Origin of the sequence: Staphylococcus sp. GDY8P196P, assembly GCF_017891705.1 — a bacterium.
In the GTDB taxonomy this organism is placed as follows: Bacteria; Bacillota; Bacilli; order Staphylococcales; family Staphylococcaceae; genus Staphylococcus; species Staphylococcus ureilyticus.
In genome coordinates, this window is record NZ_JAESJS010000018.1 from 122,638 (window position 1) to 138,002 (window position 15,365).

Annotated in this window: 11 protein-coding genes, 1 tRNA gene and 1 other annotated feature; of the genes, 7 read left to right on the forward strand and 5 right to left on the reverse strand. The window is 33.2% G+C overall.

Annotated features, from left to right (window positions below; all coding sequences use genetic code 11):
• Positions 1-99: 99 nt before the first annotated feature.
• From KA814_RS10530 to KA814_RS10550, 5 genes are read right to left on the reverse strand one after another with little or no spacing between them, the layout of a single operon-like run.
• The gene (locus KA814_RS10530; RefSeq protein WP_064209688.1) at positions 100-840 is read right to left on the reverse strand and encodes a cyclase family protein; all 741 of its coding nucleotides are present in this window, start codon (positions 838-840) and stop codon (positions 100-102) included.
• 24 nt (positions 841-864) lie between these two features.
• On the reverse strand, positions 865-3,111 hold the full coding sequence (gene metE, locus KA814_RS10535) for a 5-methyltetrahydropteroyltriglutamate--homocysteine S-methyltransferase (protein WP_107359941.1): 2,247 nt from the start codon (positions 3,109-3,111) through the stop codon (positions 865-867).
• On the reverse strand, positions 3,105-4,946 hold the full coding sequence (locus tag KA814_RS10540; RefSeq protein WP_046207134.1) for a bifunctional homocysteine S-methyltransferase/methylenetetrahydrofolate reductase: 1,842 nt from the start codon (positions 4,944-4,946) through the stop codon (positions 3,105-3,107). The genes metE and KA814_RS10540 overlap by 7 nt, the downstream gene beginning before the upstream one ends.
• Positions 4,900-6,075 (reverse strand): cystathionine beta-lyase MetC, encoded by a 1,176-nt coding sequence (gene metC, locus KA814_RS10545; RefSeq protein ID WP_064209685.1) that lies wholly within the window; start codon positions 6,073-6,075, stop codon positions 4,900-4,902. The genes KA814_RS10540 and metC overlap by 47 nt, the downstream gene beginning before the upstream one ends.
• Positions 6,072-7,175 carry a PLP-dependent transferase gene (locus KA814_RS10550; protein WP_107359940.1) on the reverse strand — a complete coding sequence of 368 codons (1,104 nt, stop codon included), beginning with the start codon at positions 7,173-7,175 and terminating at the stop codon, positions 6,072-6,074. The genes metC and KA814_RS10550 overlap by 4 nt, the downstream gene beginning before the upstream one ends.
• Before the next feature lie 64 nt (positions 7,176-7,239).
• Positions 7,240-7,614: a binding site (T-box leader), on the reverse strand.
• A 173-nt stretch (positions 7,615-7,787) separates the two neighbouring features.
• On the opposite strand from KA814_RS10550, the gene KA814_RS10555 reads away from it, so the two are divergent.
• The 7 genes from KA814_RS10555 (at position 7,788) to KA814_RS10585 (ending at position 15,335) form a co-directional block, all read left to right on the forward strand.
• The gene (locus KA814_RS10555) at positions 7,788-8,621 is read left to right on the forward strand and encodes a ParB/RepB/Spo0J family partition protein (RefSeq protein WP_064209683.1); all 834 of its coding nucleotides are present in this window, start codon (positions 7,788-7,790) and stop codon (positions 8,619-8,621) included.
• 331 nt (positions 8,622-8,952) lie between these two features.
• Positions 8,953-10,098, forward strand: a complete 1,146-nt coding sequence (locus tag KA814_RS10560) for a globin domain-containing protein (protein ID WP_107359938.1) — start codon at positions 8,953-8,955, stop codon at positions 10,096-10,098.
• A gap of 405 nt (positions 10,099-10,503) precedes the next feature.
• Positions 10,504-11,685 (forward strand): YhgE/Pip domain-containing protein, encoded by a 1,182-nt coding sequence (locus KA814_RS10565; RefSeq protein WP_107359937.1) that lies wholly within the window; start codon positions 10,504-10,506, stop codon positions 11,683-11,685.
• Positions 11,686-11,740: 55 nt separating this feature from the next.
• Entirely contained in the window at positions 11,741-12,280 is a 540-nt protein-coding gene (locus tag KA814_RS10570) for a PadR family transcriptional regulator (protein ID WP_046207128.1), read from the forward strand.
• Positions 12,281-12,455: 175 nt separating this feature from the next.
• A tRNA-OTHER gene (locus KA814_RS10575) sits at positions 12,456-12,547 on the forward strand.
• Between the two features lie 93 nt (positions 12,548-12,640).
• Positions 12,641-13,879, forward strand: coding sequence for an aminoacyltransferase (locus KA814_RS10580; protein ID WP_107359936.1), 1,239 nt, complete (start codon positions 12,641-12,643; stop codon positions 13,877-13,879).
• A 733-nt stretch (positions 13,880-14,612) separates the two neighbouring features.
• Positions 14,613-15,335, forward strand: a complete 723-nt coding sequence (locus KA814_RS10585) for a phosphoadenylyl-sulfate reductase (RefSeq protein ID WP_046207126.1) — start codon at positions 14,613-14,615, stop codon at positions 15,333-15,335.
• Positions 15,336-15,365: the final 30 nt, after the last annotated feature.

Sequence of the window (15,365 nt, forward strand, 5' to 3'; positions counted from 1 at the left end):
ATATGAATATAAGAAGTGCTCAATTTCTTATATATGATAATGGCTAGGTTTTATAAGTTTCATATTATTGAAGCGAAATGGACCGTTTCGCTTATGGTTTTAAGGTTTGATAGCAAAGGCACGTACTGGAAATCCAGGTGCTTTGTTTGGTTTTGGACTGATAGCATAAATAATGGCGCCTCGTGTAGGCAGTTGATCTAAATTTGTTAGTAACTCAAGTTGGTAGGTATCTTGACCTAATACGTAACGTTCACCGACAATATCACCATTTTTGACAACATCTACTGAAGCATCTGTATCAAACGTTTCATGACCGATAGATTGGACTTGTCTATCTTCAAGTAAATATTGTAAGGCATCCAAGCCCCAACCAGGTAAGTGTAGTTGTCCTTCTGCATCTTTATTTTCAAAATGTTCAATATCTGGCCAACGTTTGGACCAATCACTGCGAAACGCAACAAATGTGCCAGGTTCGATTGAACCATGTTCAGTTTCCCATTGTTTAATATGATCACGCGTTAAAATAAAATCAGCATCAGCTGCCACTTCTTGTGAAAAGTCTAAAACAACTAATGGTAATACGAGTTCTTTTAGATCAATTTCATGAAGATAGCGCGTTTTTTCGACAAAATGTATCGGGGCATCTATGTGCGTCCCATACTGAGTCACAATATTCCAGTTTTGGACATAGAAACCATCGTCGGCAACATTAAATAGTGTAGAAACTTTTGCGCGTTCAAATTCACTAAAACACGGAATTGTTTCATCAAAAGTATGGGTTAAGTCTACCCATGTTGCAGTTTTTAATTGTTCTAACTGTTCCCATAGTGGATATGTCATTGGTATCACCTTCGTCATTAATGATTAAACTGTTGCAGGGTTTGTCGATTTACGTAATTTGTCTACTGAATTTACAAGCACAGTCAATGATTCTCTCACTTCATCTTCTTTACGTGTTTTTAAACCACAATCTGGATTAACCCAGAATAAAGAACGATCAATTTCTTGTAGCGCTCGGTTAATTGCTTCTGTGATTTCTGCTTCAGTAGGGATACGTGGACTGTGGATATCATATACCCCTAATCCAATACCTAAGTCATAAGTAATATCTTCAAAATCTTTAATTAAGTCGCCATGGCTACGAGATGTTTCTATTGAAATAACATCTGCATCTAAATCATAAATAGCATGAATGATTTGGCCAAATTGAGAATAGCACATATGTGTATGAATTTGCGTCTCATCGGCAACAGATGATGTAGCTAATTTAAATGAGTGCACAGCTTTATTAAGGTAATCTTCATGATATTCTGAACGTAATGGTAAACCTTCTCTCAATGCAGGTTCATCAACTTGAATAATTTGGATACCAGCTTTTTCTAAAGCTAAAACTTCTTCATTAATCGCTAATGCAATTTGGTCTTGTACGGTTTCGCGTGGCAAGTCTACACGTTCAAATGACCAATTCAAGATAGTCACTGGACCTGTAAGCATACCTTTTACTGGTTTATCCGTTAAACTTTGTGCATAAAGTGTCTCTTTAACTGTTAAAGGCTCTGTCCATTTTACATCACCATAAATGATAGGTGGTTTTACCGCACGTGAACCGTATGATTGCACCCACCCATACTTCGTCACTAAGAAGCCTTGTAATTTTTCGCCGAAGAACTCTACCATATCATTTCGTTCAAATTCACCATGGACTAAGACATCTAATCCGATATCTTCTTGGATTTTAATCCAGCGCGCAATTTCATTTTTTAAGAATGTTTTATAATCTTCATCTGTAATTCGATTATTTTTCCAATCTGCACGGAATTTTCTTACTTCTTGCGATTGTGGGAATGATCCAATCGTTGTCGTTGGTAAATCAGGTAAGTTGAGACGTGCATCTTGTGCTTTTTTACGCACTTTAAAAGGTGACTGACGCGTAGTACGCACACTGTCGAAATCATACTCTAGATTTTTAAATGATTGATTTTGGAAGCGCTCATAACGTGCTTTCAATTCATCAAATTTCTGACTGTCATTGTCATTAAATAATCGTCTTAAAGCATCCAATTCATCTAATTTTTCAGTGGCAAAACTCAAACCTTCTGCGATGGATTCGTCTAATGTTTCATCATCTAATGATACTGGTACATGTAACAATGAAGAAGATGGTTGAATGACAAGGTTATTTGTAGCACTTTGTAGTGTGTCGATTAATGATTTTTTAGCTTCAATGTCTGCTGCCCACACATTACGACCATCTATAATACCTGCATAAAGTGTTTTGTTTTTGTCTAGTTCGCCATTTTTAATTTGTTTTAAGTTATAGCCGTTATCATGTACAAAATCTAAACCTAATCCTTTTACAGGTAAGCTGTTGAGGAATTTTAAGTTGACACGTTCAAAATAAGTTTGAATCACAAGGTGATTACTTAACCCTGCTTCGTCAAAATAGTTATAAGCAGTACGTGTAATATCTTCAAATGATGCACTATCATCTTCCACAAGTACAGGTTCATCGATTTGAATGTATTCCGCGCCTGCATCTACTAAAGACTGTAAAACTTCTTTATATAAAGGCAATAATGTATTTACTTTTTCTTCAAATGATTGCGAACCGCCTTTAGAAAGTTTTACGAATGTTATGGGACCCACGATTACTGGGTGCGCATTCACATTAATAGATTGTGCATATTTGAAGCGCTCTAATAATACATTGTCATTTAATTTTGGCTCTACGTTGTCCCATTCAGGTACAATATAATGATAATTTGTGTTGAACCATTTGATCAATGCACTTGCAACATGTTCTTTATTACCTCTGGCAATGTCGAACAATAAATCGTTGTCTAATGCTCTGCCTTGGAAACGTTCTGGAATAATATTGAATAATAATGATGTATCAAGAATATGGTCATAAAGAGAGAAATCTCCGACAGGGATACTCGTTAGATTATAGTTCTTTTGTAGTAATAAATTCTCTTTATGCAAGTCTGTTAATTGTTGATTTAATGTAGGGGCATCTATTTTATTAGCCCAGTAACTTTCTATTGCTTTTTTCCACTCTCTTTTTCTGCCTAATCTTGGGAAACCTAAATTTGATGTTTGAATTGTCATAATATTGCCTCCTGTTTACTTGAAGTAATTGATTGTGAATATGATGCGAGTGCTAAAGTGTAATCGACTTTCTGGAACGGTGTAATTAAATATAAGCCGTTAAAATATTTATGGACGGTATCTATAAGTTCTTTAGAAAGTTTAAGGCTTAATGCTTTCGTTTTTTCTTTATCGTCTTTAACAGCTTCAAATTGTTCTAAAATGTCTTCGGATAGTTTGATTCCAGGCACTTCGTTGTGTAAAAATAGTGCGTTATTATAGCTAGTGACTGGCATAATGCCAATAAAGAATGGTACGTCTAAATGTTTGGTTGCTTCATATATTTCTTCGATTTTTTCGGTGCTATAGACTGGCTGTGTGATAAAGTAGTGTGTGCCACTCTCTATCTTTTTCTCAGCACGTTTGACTGACCCTTCGAGTTTTCGAACATTTGGATCAAAAGCACCTGCGATGTTGAAGTTCGTTTTCGTCTTCAGCGCATCACCATCTGTGTTAATACCTTCGTTAAAGCGTAATGCAATTTCTGTTAAACCTTTGGAGTTCACATCGTAAACATTAGTTGCGCCGGGTAAATGACCAATTTTTGATGGATCCCCTGTAATGGCTAGTATTTCATTTACATTCAGTAAGGATAGGCCTAATAAATGTGATTGTAGTCCAATGAGGTTACGATCGCGACACGTGATGTGAACGAGCGGTTCAATATTATATTGTTGTTTGATGATACTTGCTGCTGCGACATTACTGATACGCACAGTAGCTAAAGAGTTATCTGCTAAGGTCACCGCATCAATATGAGCATCATCAAGTTTTTTGATATTTCTGAAAAATGTTTCTGTATCTAAGTGTTTTGGCGTATCCAATTCTACTATAATAGTGGGACGTGCTTTGACTTTCGTTGTTAAGTTTTGTTGTTGTACATTGTTATGTGAAGGACTATTATATTTTTTAATAGGTATTACATTTTTACTGGATACCGGTTTGAGATTGGCTACAGAGGACTTAATGTATTGAATATGTTCTGGTGTAGTCCCGCAACAACCCCCGATAATCCTAACGCCTTCTTTGATCAACTGCTCTGCCACTTTACCGAAGTATTCGGCATTGTCACTATATTTAAATCGACTATTTTCAATATCTAATAAACTTGCATTGGGATAGCAAGATAAATAGGCATTGTCAGGTAATTCAATATGTGAAAATGATTGTTGCATGTGGTGAGGACCATGGTGACAATTGAGTCCAACGATATCAGCACCACTGTCGACAACGCGTTGTAAAGCTGTATTAATTTCCGTACCATCTCTCAAGTAATTTGTGTTTAATGCTGTTAATTGAGCAATAATAGGAATATGATGTTTGCGTTTTGTAGCTGTAATAATGTTGGTCAGCTCTTCTAAATCATAATAGGTTTCGAAAAGTAAACCGTCGACGCCTTCTTCAACTAAAGTATCTACTTGGATCTCGGTATGATATTGAATGGCTTCTAAACCTAAATCTTCCTGTTTTACACCTCTGAATCCACCTACGGTACCTAATATAAATGTTTCATCATTAGCTGCTCTTTTGGCAATTTGTACTGCGGCTTTGTGTATTTCTTTAACCTTGTGTTCTAAACCAAATACTTTTAATTTTTCAAAATTTGCACCATAAGTATTGGTCTGAATAATATCTGCACCAGATTCAATGTAGGAGCGATGAATCCGTTCTATTTTGTCAGGATGGGTTAAATTATATGCTTCTGGACAAGTATCTAAACCATCAGAATATAGAATGGTTCCCATTGCACCATCAGCGACTAAAATGTTCTGTTTCAGTTTGTTGATGAGTTGACTCATTGAAGGCCTCCTTCAGTGCGTAGTTTAAATCAGCAATTAATTCGTCAGCATTTTCTAAGCCTACACTTAATCTAAATAATCCAAATGTAATATTGCGTGCTTCACGAACTTCTTTTGGTACAGCAGCATGAGACATAGTAGCAGGGTGGGATAAAATCGTCTCAACGCCACCTAAACTGACAGATACAAGTGGTAGCGTGAGCGCATCTACAAAAGCTTGCGCTTTTGATTCATCTTTAAGTCTTAAGCCTAAAACAGCACCACCATGTTTTGCTTGAGATAAATGTAACTTGTCATTTCCTGGGTAATAGACTTCTGCAATTTCTTCGCGCTGCGTTAAGAAATCATAAACTTTTTGTGCATTCTCAACAGATTGATTGAAACGTACAGACAACGTTTTTAAATGCTGTGCTAACGTCCAGCAATCATGTGCAGACAATGCAGTTCCTGTACCGTTTTGCAATAGATAAAGTGCGTCTGCTACTGCTTTATTATTTGTGATAGCAGCGCCAGCAATGATATCACTATGACCACCCAAGAATTTTGTAGCACTATGTACGACGATATCTGCACCTAAAGCTAAAGGTGACTGACCAAGTGGTGTCATAAATGTATTGTCAACAGCGAGTAATAGTTCGTGTTGTTGTGTGATACGAGAGACGCCTTTAATATCAGTGATTTTAAATAATGGATTAGATGGTGTTTCAATATAAACCAGTTTTGTATTTGATTGAATCGCTTCTTCAATTTCTTGTAACTGTGTTGTGTCTACCGTAGTAAATTGAATATTAAAGCGTGTCAAAATTTGTTCTGTTAATCTAAAAGTACCACCATAGACATCATCTGGGAGAATGACATGATCACCTGCATTTAATGTGAGTAGTACAGCTGAAATGGCTGCAATACCTGATGCATAAGCAAATGCGTAATCGCCCCCTTCAAGTGCTGCTAATTTTTCTTCTAACAAAGCACGATTAGGGTTGCCACTTCGCGCATAATCATATTTAGCGTCACCACCTAAAACTTTTTGATGAAATGTCGAAGATGCATATAATGGTGGATTAGCTGAATCGTAATCAACACCTCTTTGTGCATCAAATATTACTTCTGTTTCTTTAGATAAACTCATATAATCACACTTTCTTTAGATTTTTCTAATGCTTGTATAATGTCTTGTTCAATGTCTGCGTAATCTTCAACGCCGATGGATAATCTCAGTAAATGTTCATCAATGCCTCGCTTTTCTTTTTCTTCATCTGGCATGTCAACGTGTGTTTGTGTATAAGGAAATGTGATAAAAGTTTCTGTTCCCCCTAAGCTTTCTGCAAAAATACATACTTTTAAGTTTTCTAAAAATTTATCGGCTTTATAATTTTTATTTAAGCGTAGACTCATCATTCCCGTTCGACCGCAATATAAGACCTGGTCAATGCCGGTTAAGTTACAACATCTTTTGGCTAATAATTGAGCATTATATTCTGAACGGTCCATTCTTAAATGTAATGTTTTTAAACCACGTTGTAGTAAGTAGCTATCAAAAGGTGATAAAGTTGCACCAATCATGTTATGAAATTCACCTAATTTTTCAGCTAAATTTTCATCTTTAACCGTCACGACACCAGCAAGTACATCATTATGCCCACCTATGTATTTCGTAGCAGAATGTAGTACAATATCTGCACCATCTTCAAGTGGTGTTGAGAGATATGGTGTTAAAAAAGTGTTGTCTATAATCGTTAGTAAGCGATGCTTATTGCTTAAAATATAATATGGATCAACGTCTACTTCTTGCATTTGTGGATTTGAAATCGTTTCTATAAATAGCGCTTTAGTATTTTCTGTAATGCTTTCTTTAACAGTTTCATAGTTTAAGAAATCAACATATTTGAAATGTACACCGTATTGTTGCTCATAAAAATCAAATAATCTAAATGTGCCACCATAAAGGTCGAATGAAACGAGTATTTCATCGCCAGCTTTAAATAAATTACATATTAATTGTATGGCTGCCATGCCACTTGCAGTAGCAAATGAAGCAGTACCACGTTCTAACTTGGCAAATGATTCTTCAAAAGCTGAACGTGTTGGGTTTTTAGTTCTTGTATAATCAAAACCCGTCGATGTTCCTAAATGAGGGTGCTGATATGCTGTTGATAAATAAATTGGATTTGCAATCGCTCCTGTTGCATCTTGTGTCAGTGCGATTTGTGATAACTCAGTATTTTTCATAATACAGATAACCTCCTTTAAAAATAAAAAAAGCTTCCGTCCTTTAAACCCGAATCAATCGGATGTAAAGGACGAAAGCTTAGCTCGCGGTACCACCTTTGTTTGTTACTTTATCACTAAAGTAACCTTATCCAGTACGCCAAATTGCATTCATTACTTGTACTGAACGTGCGCTACCGTAATATGATCAAATAAAAAAACTCACTGCCACTGAAAGTGAAATGAGTATTAACGACATATACAACGCTTGGAATAATCCAGTACGCCATTAAGCAAAATGTTAATACTGTATCGCTATAACGGGCGATCCCGTTGACACCTCATATTGGCATCAACACTCAAAGGCCATTTTCAAACTTTCTTTCTGTGTCTCCTTTCAGCAAGTGAAGACTCTCTGTGTCAGCAGTGTAAGTTCTACTTTCCTTATTACTGTGTGTTGCTATTTCAAATTTGTTATCACTTAGATTACACATTAAAATAACTTTTGTCAATAACTTATCTGAAAATTTTGATTTAACCGATAATTTAAAATGATATTTTTCATTGCTGTAGTGATGATATACTATGTTTAACTAAAAAGGTCATTTTTATTTAAGAAAGTAGGTGTAAACAATGAATGATGCTATAGATGAACGACTCAAAGTAGATCACAATGCGCACGTAAAAGAAATAGCACTCAATAGCATTAAACCTAATCCTTATCAACCTAGGAAATCATTTGATCAAGAACGTTTGGAAGATTTGGCTGAGTCGATAAAACTACATGGTATTTTACAGCCTATCGTGTTACGAAAAACAATATCTGGTTATAACATTGTAGTAGGTGAGCGACGTTTTCGAGCATCAAAACTAGCAGGATCAACGACAATACCCGCCATCGTTAAAGTGCTATCTGATGAAGATATGATGGAACTCGCTGTGATTGAAAATCTACAACGCGAAGATTTAAATGCGATTGAGGAAGCAGAAAGTTATCGTAAATTAATGGATGAGTTAGCGCTAACACAGCAAGAAGTGGCACAGCGATTAAGTAAATCTAGACCATATATTGCCAACATGTTGCGTTTACTACAATTGCCTAAGGACATTACTCAAATGGTCAAAGATAACAAACTATCAGGCGCACATGGACGCACGCTATTAGCGATAAAAGATAAGCAAAAGATGAAAAGCATAGCTAAGCAAGCCTACCGGGAGTCTTGGAGTGTACGTACATTAGAACAATATGTAAATGAAAACACTGAAAATAAAAAATCTATTAAAGATAAGTCGCATACAACTAAAAAACCTAAGTTTATACAACAACAAGAGCGACAGCTAAAAGAACAATATGGTTCAGCTGTAACGATATCTAACAAAAATAAAAAAGGTTACATCACTTTTGAATTTAAATCTGAAACTGAGTTCAGAAGATTAATACACCAATTGAACGAGAAATATAATTAAAACAAGAAATTTTACCCATCGTTTGAATTAAGTAATAATAATAAATAACAAACCTAAAACCACATGCGAACTGATATACCACCAGGTGTATGTGGTTTTTAAGTTTGCAAAAATGAATTATCAATATAATATATTTTATTTTAGATTATATAGTGAATAAAAATGAGCGATATTTTTCAATATATTATCTTTTTTAAAAATCATTAATCAAAAAATAGTTACAAATTAATGAATATCGAATGTGAAATTTATGTGAAATTAAACACATTTGCTTGTAAGCAAAATAATGTAGTTCAATAATGGAAGTGAAGGAATGACTAGGAGGGGTTTTATGTTAAATCAAGAAGAAATAAAAACAATAAGAGAAACGGTACCATTATTGAAAGATAAAGGACAGACAATAACATCAACTTTCTATAAAAGATTATTCGAACAACATCCTGAATTGAAGCATATGTTTAACCAGACCAATCAAAAAAGAGGATTACAATCTTCTGCATTAGCGATGGCAGTATTAGCGGCGGCAGAAAATATAGATGACTTATCACCAATTGTTCCCGCAATTATGCCTGTGGTTTACAAACATTGTGCTTTACAAGTAAAAGCTGAGCATTATCCAATCGTTGGTGAAAATTTGATTTGGGCAATTCAACAAGTGACTGGCTTAAAAGAAGAAGATCCTATTATCCAAACTTGGATTAAAGCATATGGAGAAATTGCTGATGCATTTATTGGTTTAGAAAAAGAAGTTTACAGTAAAATGGCTTGGGATGGCTTTAAACCATTTACTGTAACCAATATCACTGATGAAACCGAAATCATTAAATCTTTCACAGTAACATCAGACGACATTGATTTAAGTCAATTTGTACCTGGACAATATATTACAGTAGATATATCTAGTGATAAGTTGCCTTACAGAGCTAAAAGACATTATTCCATTGTAGATGGTGACAAAGATTTCTTAACATTCGGTGTACGTAGAGACGTTACGGAAGAACATGAAGGTGAAGTATCTACAGTACTACATGATGAAGTCAAAGTGGGAGATACTCTATTTTTATCTGCGCCAGTTGGTGGATTTGGATTGGCAAACAAAGATCATAAACAATTATTCATAGGCTCTGGTGTAGGCGTGACACCTCTTGTTTCAATGTATAAAGAAGCGGTTGATGCTGATTTAACTTCAACATTCCTTCAATCAACATCAGATGCTCAAAACGTAGCATTCGAAGAAAATTTAGAAGCAATCACAGCACAATCTTCAGTAGCACAATTTGATAAACATTTCCGTAATCAAGACGGATTTATAGACGCTGAACAATTAAAACAATACCTTGATGGTGAAACAGAAGTTTATGTATGTGGTGGTAATTCATTCTTAAAAGCTATGATTCAAGAATTACAAAAATTAGAAGTGCCAATGGACCAAATTCACTACGAAACATTCATTCCAAGATTGAGTTTTTCAGTATAGTGTAACGCGTTTTACACATTTTATATAAATTAAAAAATAAATCATAAAATAGATAGCTCATTTTATTTATCTGGAGACTTTTCATATTTTTTAAATAATAACCTCGACTAATAGTTTAGTCGGGGGTTTTTTATTTTATGTTGCGCAAATATTATTCAAATATATTAAAAATACAAAGACATGCTGCCAATTAAGTAAAATTTCCCAATTCATAAAACCATATGAGCATAAATTGTATGTATAAAAACAGTCATTAAGTTGCCGCCTTATAACGCTTTGTAAAAATAATGAAAATTTTAGGTTTATATTATTGACCTATTTAATTCAAGAGAGTAGTATAAACAAAGTACTTTGTTAAAAGTACTTTTATAAAACTATATATGCGTGTTAGAAAGGATAAATAAGATGAAATTTAGTGATTTTTTAAAATCAAAAGGGGCAATTGGCGCAATATTTATGGGGATTTTTTATGGATTAGTGATGTTGGCCATCTTTTTACCTGGTTACAAAGCGATGCCAGGTAATATTGATAAATTACCTATTGCAATCGTTAACGATGACAACGGAGATTATGGTAACCAAATATCAAAACAATTGAACAACAGTTTACCGTTCGACCATATAAAAAAAGATATTTCTAATTCGAAAGCAAATAATCAGTTGGAGCATAATGAATTGAATCTTGTAATTCATATACCTCGAGATTTTTCAAGTAATTTAAAATCTGAAAAGGGTACACCAGGGCTAGATTTTAAAGTAAATGATGCTTCTCCAACAATGATTAGTCAATCTATGGATTCAATTGGAAGTGAAATTAATAGTCAGCTTAGCAAGCAATTTTCTAATCAAACAACTGAAGGTGTATTAAAACAAGCAAAAATACCTGATGAACAAATGGACGGTTTAATTAAGCAAATCAACGCTTCTTATTCTGGTAACATTAATCATATAAATAAAATGCCATCAAGCATGAATTTTAAAATGTTACCTATGTTTTTAACTTTAGCTGGATATGTAGGCGCAATGATTGGAGCGATGCAATTAGTTAGTGCATTTAAAGAAAACAGACACAGAGCTAGTAAAACCAAGTTGTTTATCTATGTGCAACTAACAGCTCTAATCATTGGATTAGCTTCTTCTGTCATTTCTTTAGGTATTGCTTATTTAGTCAATGACTTAGAAGCTGATAAATTCTTAAGTATTTTTGGTCAATTAGTATTGAATTATTGGGTTTCCTTTAACTTTACAGCAATCGTCGTATTCTTAATAGGACAGGCAGGTATGATTTTAAATATTCCTATTTTACTCATACAAACAATTGCTAATGGGGCAACAATGAGTCGTGATATGATGCCTACAGTTTATAACTGGATGAGTCATATTTCCCCAATGTATTATTCAGTTCAGGGTCACTTTGCAAACATTTTTGGAAGCATACCACAAACACCTTATATTTTATCTATGGCAGCTGTAGGTGTCGTTGCTATGTTCGTTAATATTGTTATCGTTACGTTTCTTTATAAAAAAGAATCTGATATCGTTTTTGAAAATTATAAAAATACTAACGAAACGCTTGCAAACTATTAACACCTTCTTTAGTTCTGTTAAAATAAAGGTATTAAGAAAAAAGGAGCCTTTAATAATGTCTATCCAAATATTTATATTAGGGAAATTAATGGAAAAAAACAGTTACCCTTATTTATTAAAAAAACAGCTATCAGAACCTATACCTTTTGATAAAATGAGCGGACTAACAGAAAGTAAGCTTTATTATAATTTTGAAGCATTATCCAAAAAAGGCCTTGTAGAAATAGTGGAGACAATTAAAGAAGAAAATCGTCCAGATAAACAAGTATTTCAAATTACTGAAAAAGGTAAACAAACTTTGCCTAAATTGATATATAAGTTATTCGAGAACGCTAAAGAAATTAATGAAATGTATGTTGGTATTGCTTATCTCAAATTTGTAGATAAGCAAAAAGTAATTAATATCTTAGAAAGCAAAGTTCAAGATTATAAACAAATGTTGATACAATCAAAAGAGATAAAGTATAAGATTCAGGTAACTACTGAAAATGAAGGGTTATTAAATTTTATGTCGGATCATTTTAACACTAAAACAAATAATACAATTCATTTTTTAGAAAAACTGATAACACTTATTGAAAATGATAATGTATGATATTAAAGATGGAACAAGTAACGTAAGAAGCGTTACTTGTTCTTTTTTACGTTGTTTTGAAAAGATTGTACTTTATATATATATCTACAATGAGAAAAAATGTTTAATATGTTTCGGACAATACTTTTAATTATTATAAAGAAGTAGTACAATATAATTAAAGAAATAAAATTTTGGAGGGATACCCAAGTCTGGCTTAAGGGAAATTAATAGTTAATATTAATTAGAAGCATCTTGCTTGCGTTGGTTCGAATCCTTCTCCCTCCGTTAAATCATTTACCAAGCCTTTCAAGAGCTTGGCTTTTTTTATGATATATATTGTTCAATGCATTATAAATTCAAATAGAAAGTAGGTTTACAATGTATTTCACTCACTTAAACATTGATGAATTTGAAAACTTTATTCATAACCATGCGGCACATTATACCCAAAGTGCTAACCATTTTCGTTACAGAAACCAACATAAAAATGATGTGCATATTGTAGGTGTTAAAGATAATGAAGATAACGTCATAGCAGCATGTCTTTTAACAGAAGCACGTTCCTTCAAATTTTTTAAATATTTTTATACACATCGTGGTCCTGTTTTAGACTTTTCTGATTATCAGTTAGTAAGATTTTTCTATAAAAGTTTAACGAAGTATTTGAAAAAGCATCGGTGCTTATATGTTTTAACCGATCCATACATATTAGAAAATATAAGAAATGCGCAAGGCGAAATATTAGAAAGCTATAACAATAAACCACTTATCAAGACTATGGAAGATATAGGTTATAAACATCAAGGATATACGGTAGGATATTCTCAAATAAGTCAAATTCGTTGGTTATCAGTTTTGGATTTAAAAGATAAAACAGAAGATGACTTACTTAAAGAAATGGATTACCAAACGCGTAGAAATATTAAGAAAACATACGAAATGGACGTGCGCGTACGTACACTGGCTATTGAGGAGACAAGTAGATTTTTTAAATTGTTTAAAATGGCTGAAGAAAAACATGGATTTAAGTTTAGAGATCAGCAATATTTTGAAGAAATGCAAAATATTTATCATGATAATAGCATGTTAAAATTAGCATATATCGATTTGTCAGAATTATTAGTAAAGCAAAATAAGCAATTAGAAAAGTTGAATAAGGACTTAGAAAATACGAAAGAAAGCTTAGAAAACAATCCTAACTCGAAAAAAAGTAAAAATAAATATGATCAAGGCTTACAACAAATAAAAGCACAAAAAAGAAAAATAACTGAAACAGAAGCATTAATCAAAACTGATGGCACTATATTGGATTTAGCAGCAGCGCTTTATATTTACAACGACTATGAAGTTTATTATCTTTCAAGCGGCTCTAACCCTAAATACAATACATATATGGGTGCCTATAGATTGCAATGGGAAATGATCAAGTTTGCGAAGGCGCATAATATCCAGCGTTATAACTTTTATGGCATAACTGGAGATTTCAGTGAAAATGCTGAAGATGCTGGTGTACAAAAGTTCAAAGCAGGTTTTAATGCACGTGTAGAAGAGTACATTGGAGATTTTATTAAACCAATCAGACCTTTGCTTTATAAAATATATGACTTAATCAAATAGAGTATGTTTTGTTTGCCCGCGTTTAGTTTTATTTATATTTACAAAAAGAAATGAGTGAGACGCTGGGACATAAAGTTCTTGGACAAGTGAAAAAAGGGCAATTTCTATTGAAACAATATAGAAATTGCCTTTTTCTATATTTTTTTAATTATGGTTATCTCATTGATTCACTACTTGAGTTGATATAGGGCTTATTTTTAAAAATAATTTAATGTAAAATTACACATAAATATATTGTATTTTTGGTGAGACGCTGGAGGTATCAGAACAGGCTGAAGACTACAGATTAAATCTGTGCCCTAAGCAAACGAACCAACAATATGCCACAAGTATTGAATAACAAAGAGGCACGCAGATGTATAAATTAAATCATCTGTGTGCTATTTTTCTAGGATTTATGTTTCGGACTGTTTTAAAATACAATCAAGAATAAAAAAAGCAAAAAATTTCAGAAAAATTTGAAAAGGTTATAGCAAAGGCGATAATCCAATATAACAAGGTTGTTATAAAAATAAATTAAATTAAAAATCAGAAGTGCTAAAAACACTATAGCTATGCACTTTGTTTACAAATTTAATAAAAAATATACCTAATTCGTGTGTTCAAATATACACTTGACATAAAAATTTACAATGAGTAAAGTGTAAATCATAATTATTTTCAAATTATTCTAAATTAAAAATAACTCTAATTATAATATATTTATGAATGTTATGAGGGGGCGAATAAATTAATGTTTGAACCAAAAGTTACATATGCGCATTTTAACGCAAACGTCTTTGAGTCAATTGATATTGATGATGAAACAAAAGGTGCGCGTGAAATCGTCGCTTGGGCTTATCAAACCTATGGTGATTCAGTTATTTATGCTTGCAGTTTTGGTGCGGAAGGCATGATATTAATTGATTTGATTTATAGTGTTAAGAAAGATGCCCAAATTGTATTTTTAGACACAGGTCTTCACTTTCAAGAAACATACGATCTAATTGATCGTGTTCAAAAACGTTATCCAGAACTACGAATTAAACTTAAGAAACCTGAATTAACTTTGGAAGAACAAGCATCACAATATAATCCTGCACTTTGGAAAAATAATCCAAACCAATGTTGTTATATTAGAAAAATCAAACCATTGGAAGATGTTTTGTCTGGTGCTACTGCTTGGATTTCTGGATTACGTAGAGCACAATCGCCCAGTCGTGAAAATACTCAGTTTATAAATAAAGACGAACGCTTTCAGTCAGTAAAAATATGTCCGTTGATACATTGGACATGGGAAGATGTTTGGCAATATATTAAAAAATATGAATTGCATTATAACGAATTACACGATTTTAACTATCCAAGTATAGGGTGTATACCATGTACTACAGCTGTTGAAGGCTCAGGAGATTCAAGAGCAGGCAGATGGACAAATTCAAATAAAACAGAATGCGGTCTTCATACTACAGATTAAACATCTTTATAGTTAAAAATTTTTTTGCTA

Bases quoted from the DNA above. Each gene is read 5' to 3' on its own strand.
- KA814_RS10550 (WP_107359940.1), bottom strand. From the start codon at position 7,175: ATGAAAAATACTGAGTTATCACAAATCGCACTGACACAAGATGCAACA.
- KA814_RS10565 (WP_107359937.1), top strand. From the start codon at position 10,504: ATGAAATTTAGTGATTTTTTAAAATCAAAAGGGGCAATTGGCGCAATA.
- KA814_RS10585 (WP_046207126.1), top strand. From the start codon at position 14,613: ATGTTTGAACCAAAAGTTACATATGCGCATTTTAACGCAAACGTCTTT.
- KA814_RS10560 (WP_107359938.1), top strand. From the start codon at position 8,953: ATGTTAAATCAAGAAGAAATAAAAACAATAAGAGAAACGGTACCATTA.
- KA814_RS10540 (WP_046207134.1), bottom strand. From the start codon at position 4,946: ATGAGTCAACTCATCAACAAACTGAAACAGAACATTTTAGTCGCTGAT.
- metC (WP_064209685.1), bottom strand. From the start codon at position 6,075: ATGAGTTTATCTAAAGAAACAGAAGTAATATTTGATGCACAAAGAGGT.
- KA814_RS10570 (WP_046207128.1), top strand. From the start codon at position 11,741: ATGTCTATCCAAATATTTATATTAGGGAAATTAATGGAAAAAAACAGT.
- KA814_RS10530 (WP_064209688.1), bottom strand. From the start codon at position 840: ATGACATATCCACTATGGGAACAGTTAGAACAATTAAAAACTGCAACA.
- KA814_RS10555 (WP_064209683.1), top strand. From the start codon at position 7,788: ATGAATGATGCTATAGATGAACGACTCAAAGTAGATCACAATGCGCAC.
- KA814_RS10580 (WP_107359936.1), top strand. From the start codon at position 12,641: ATGTATTTCACTCACTTAAACATTGATGAATTTGAAAACTTTATTCAT.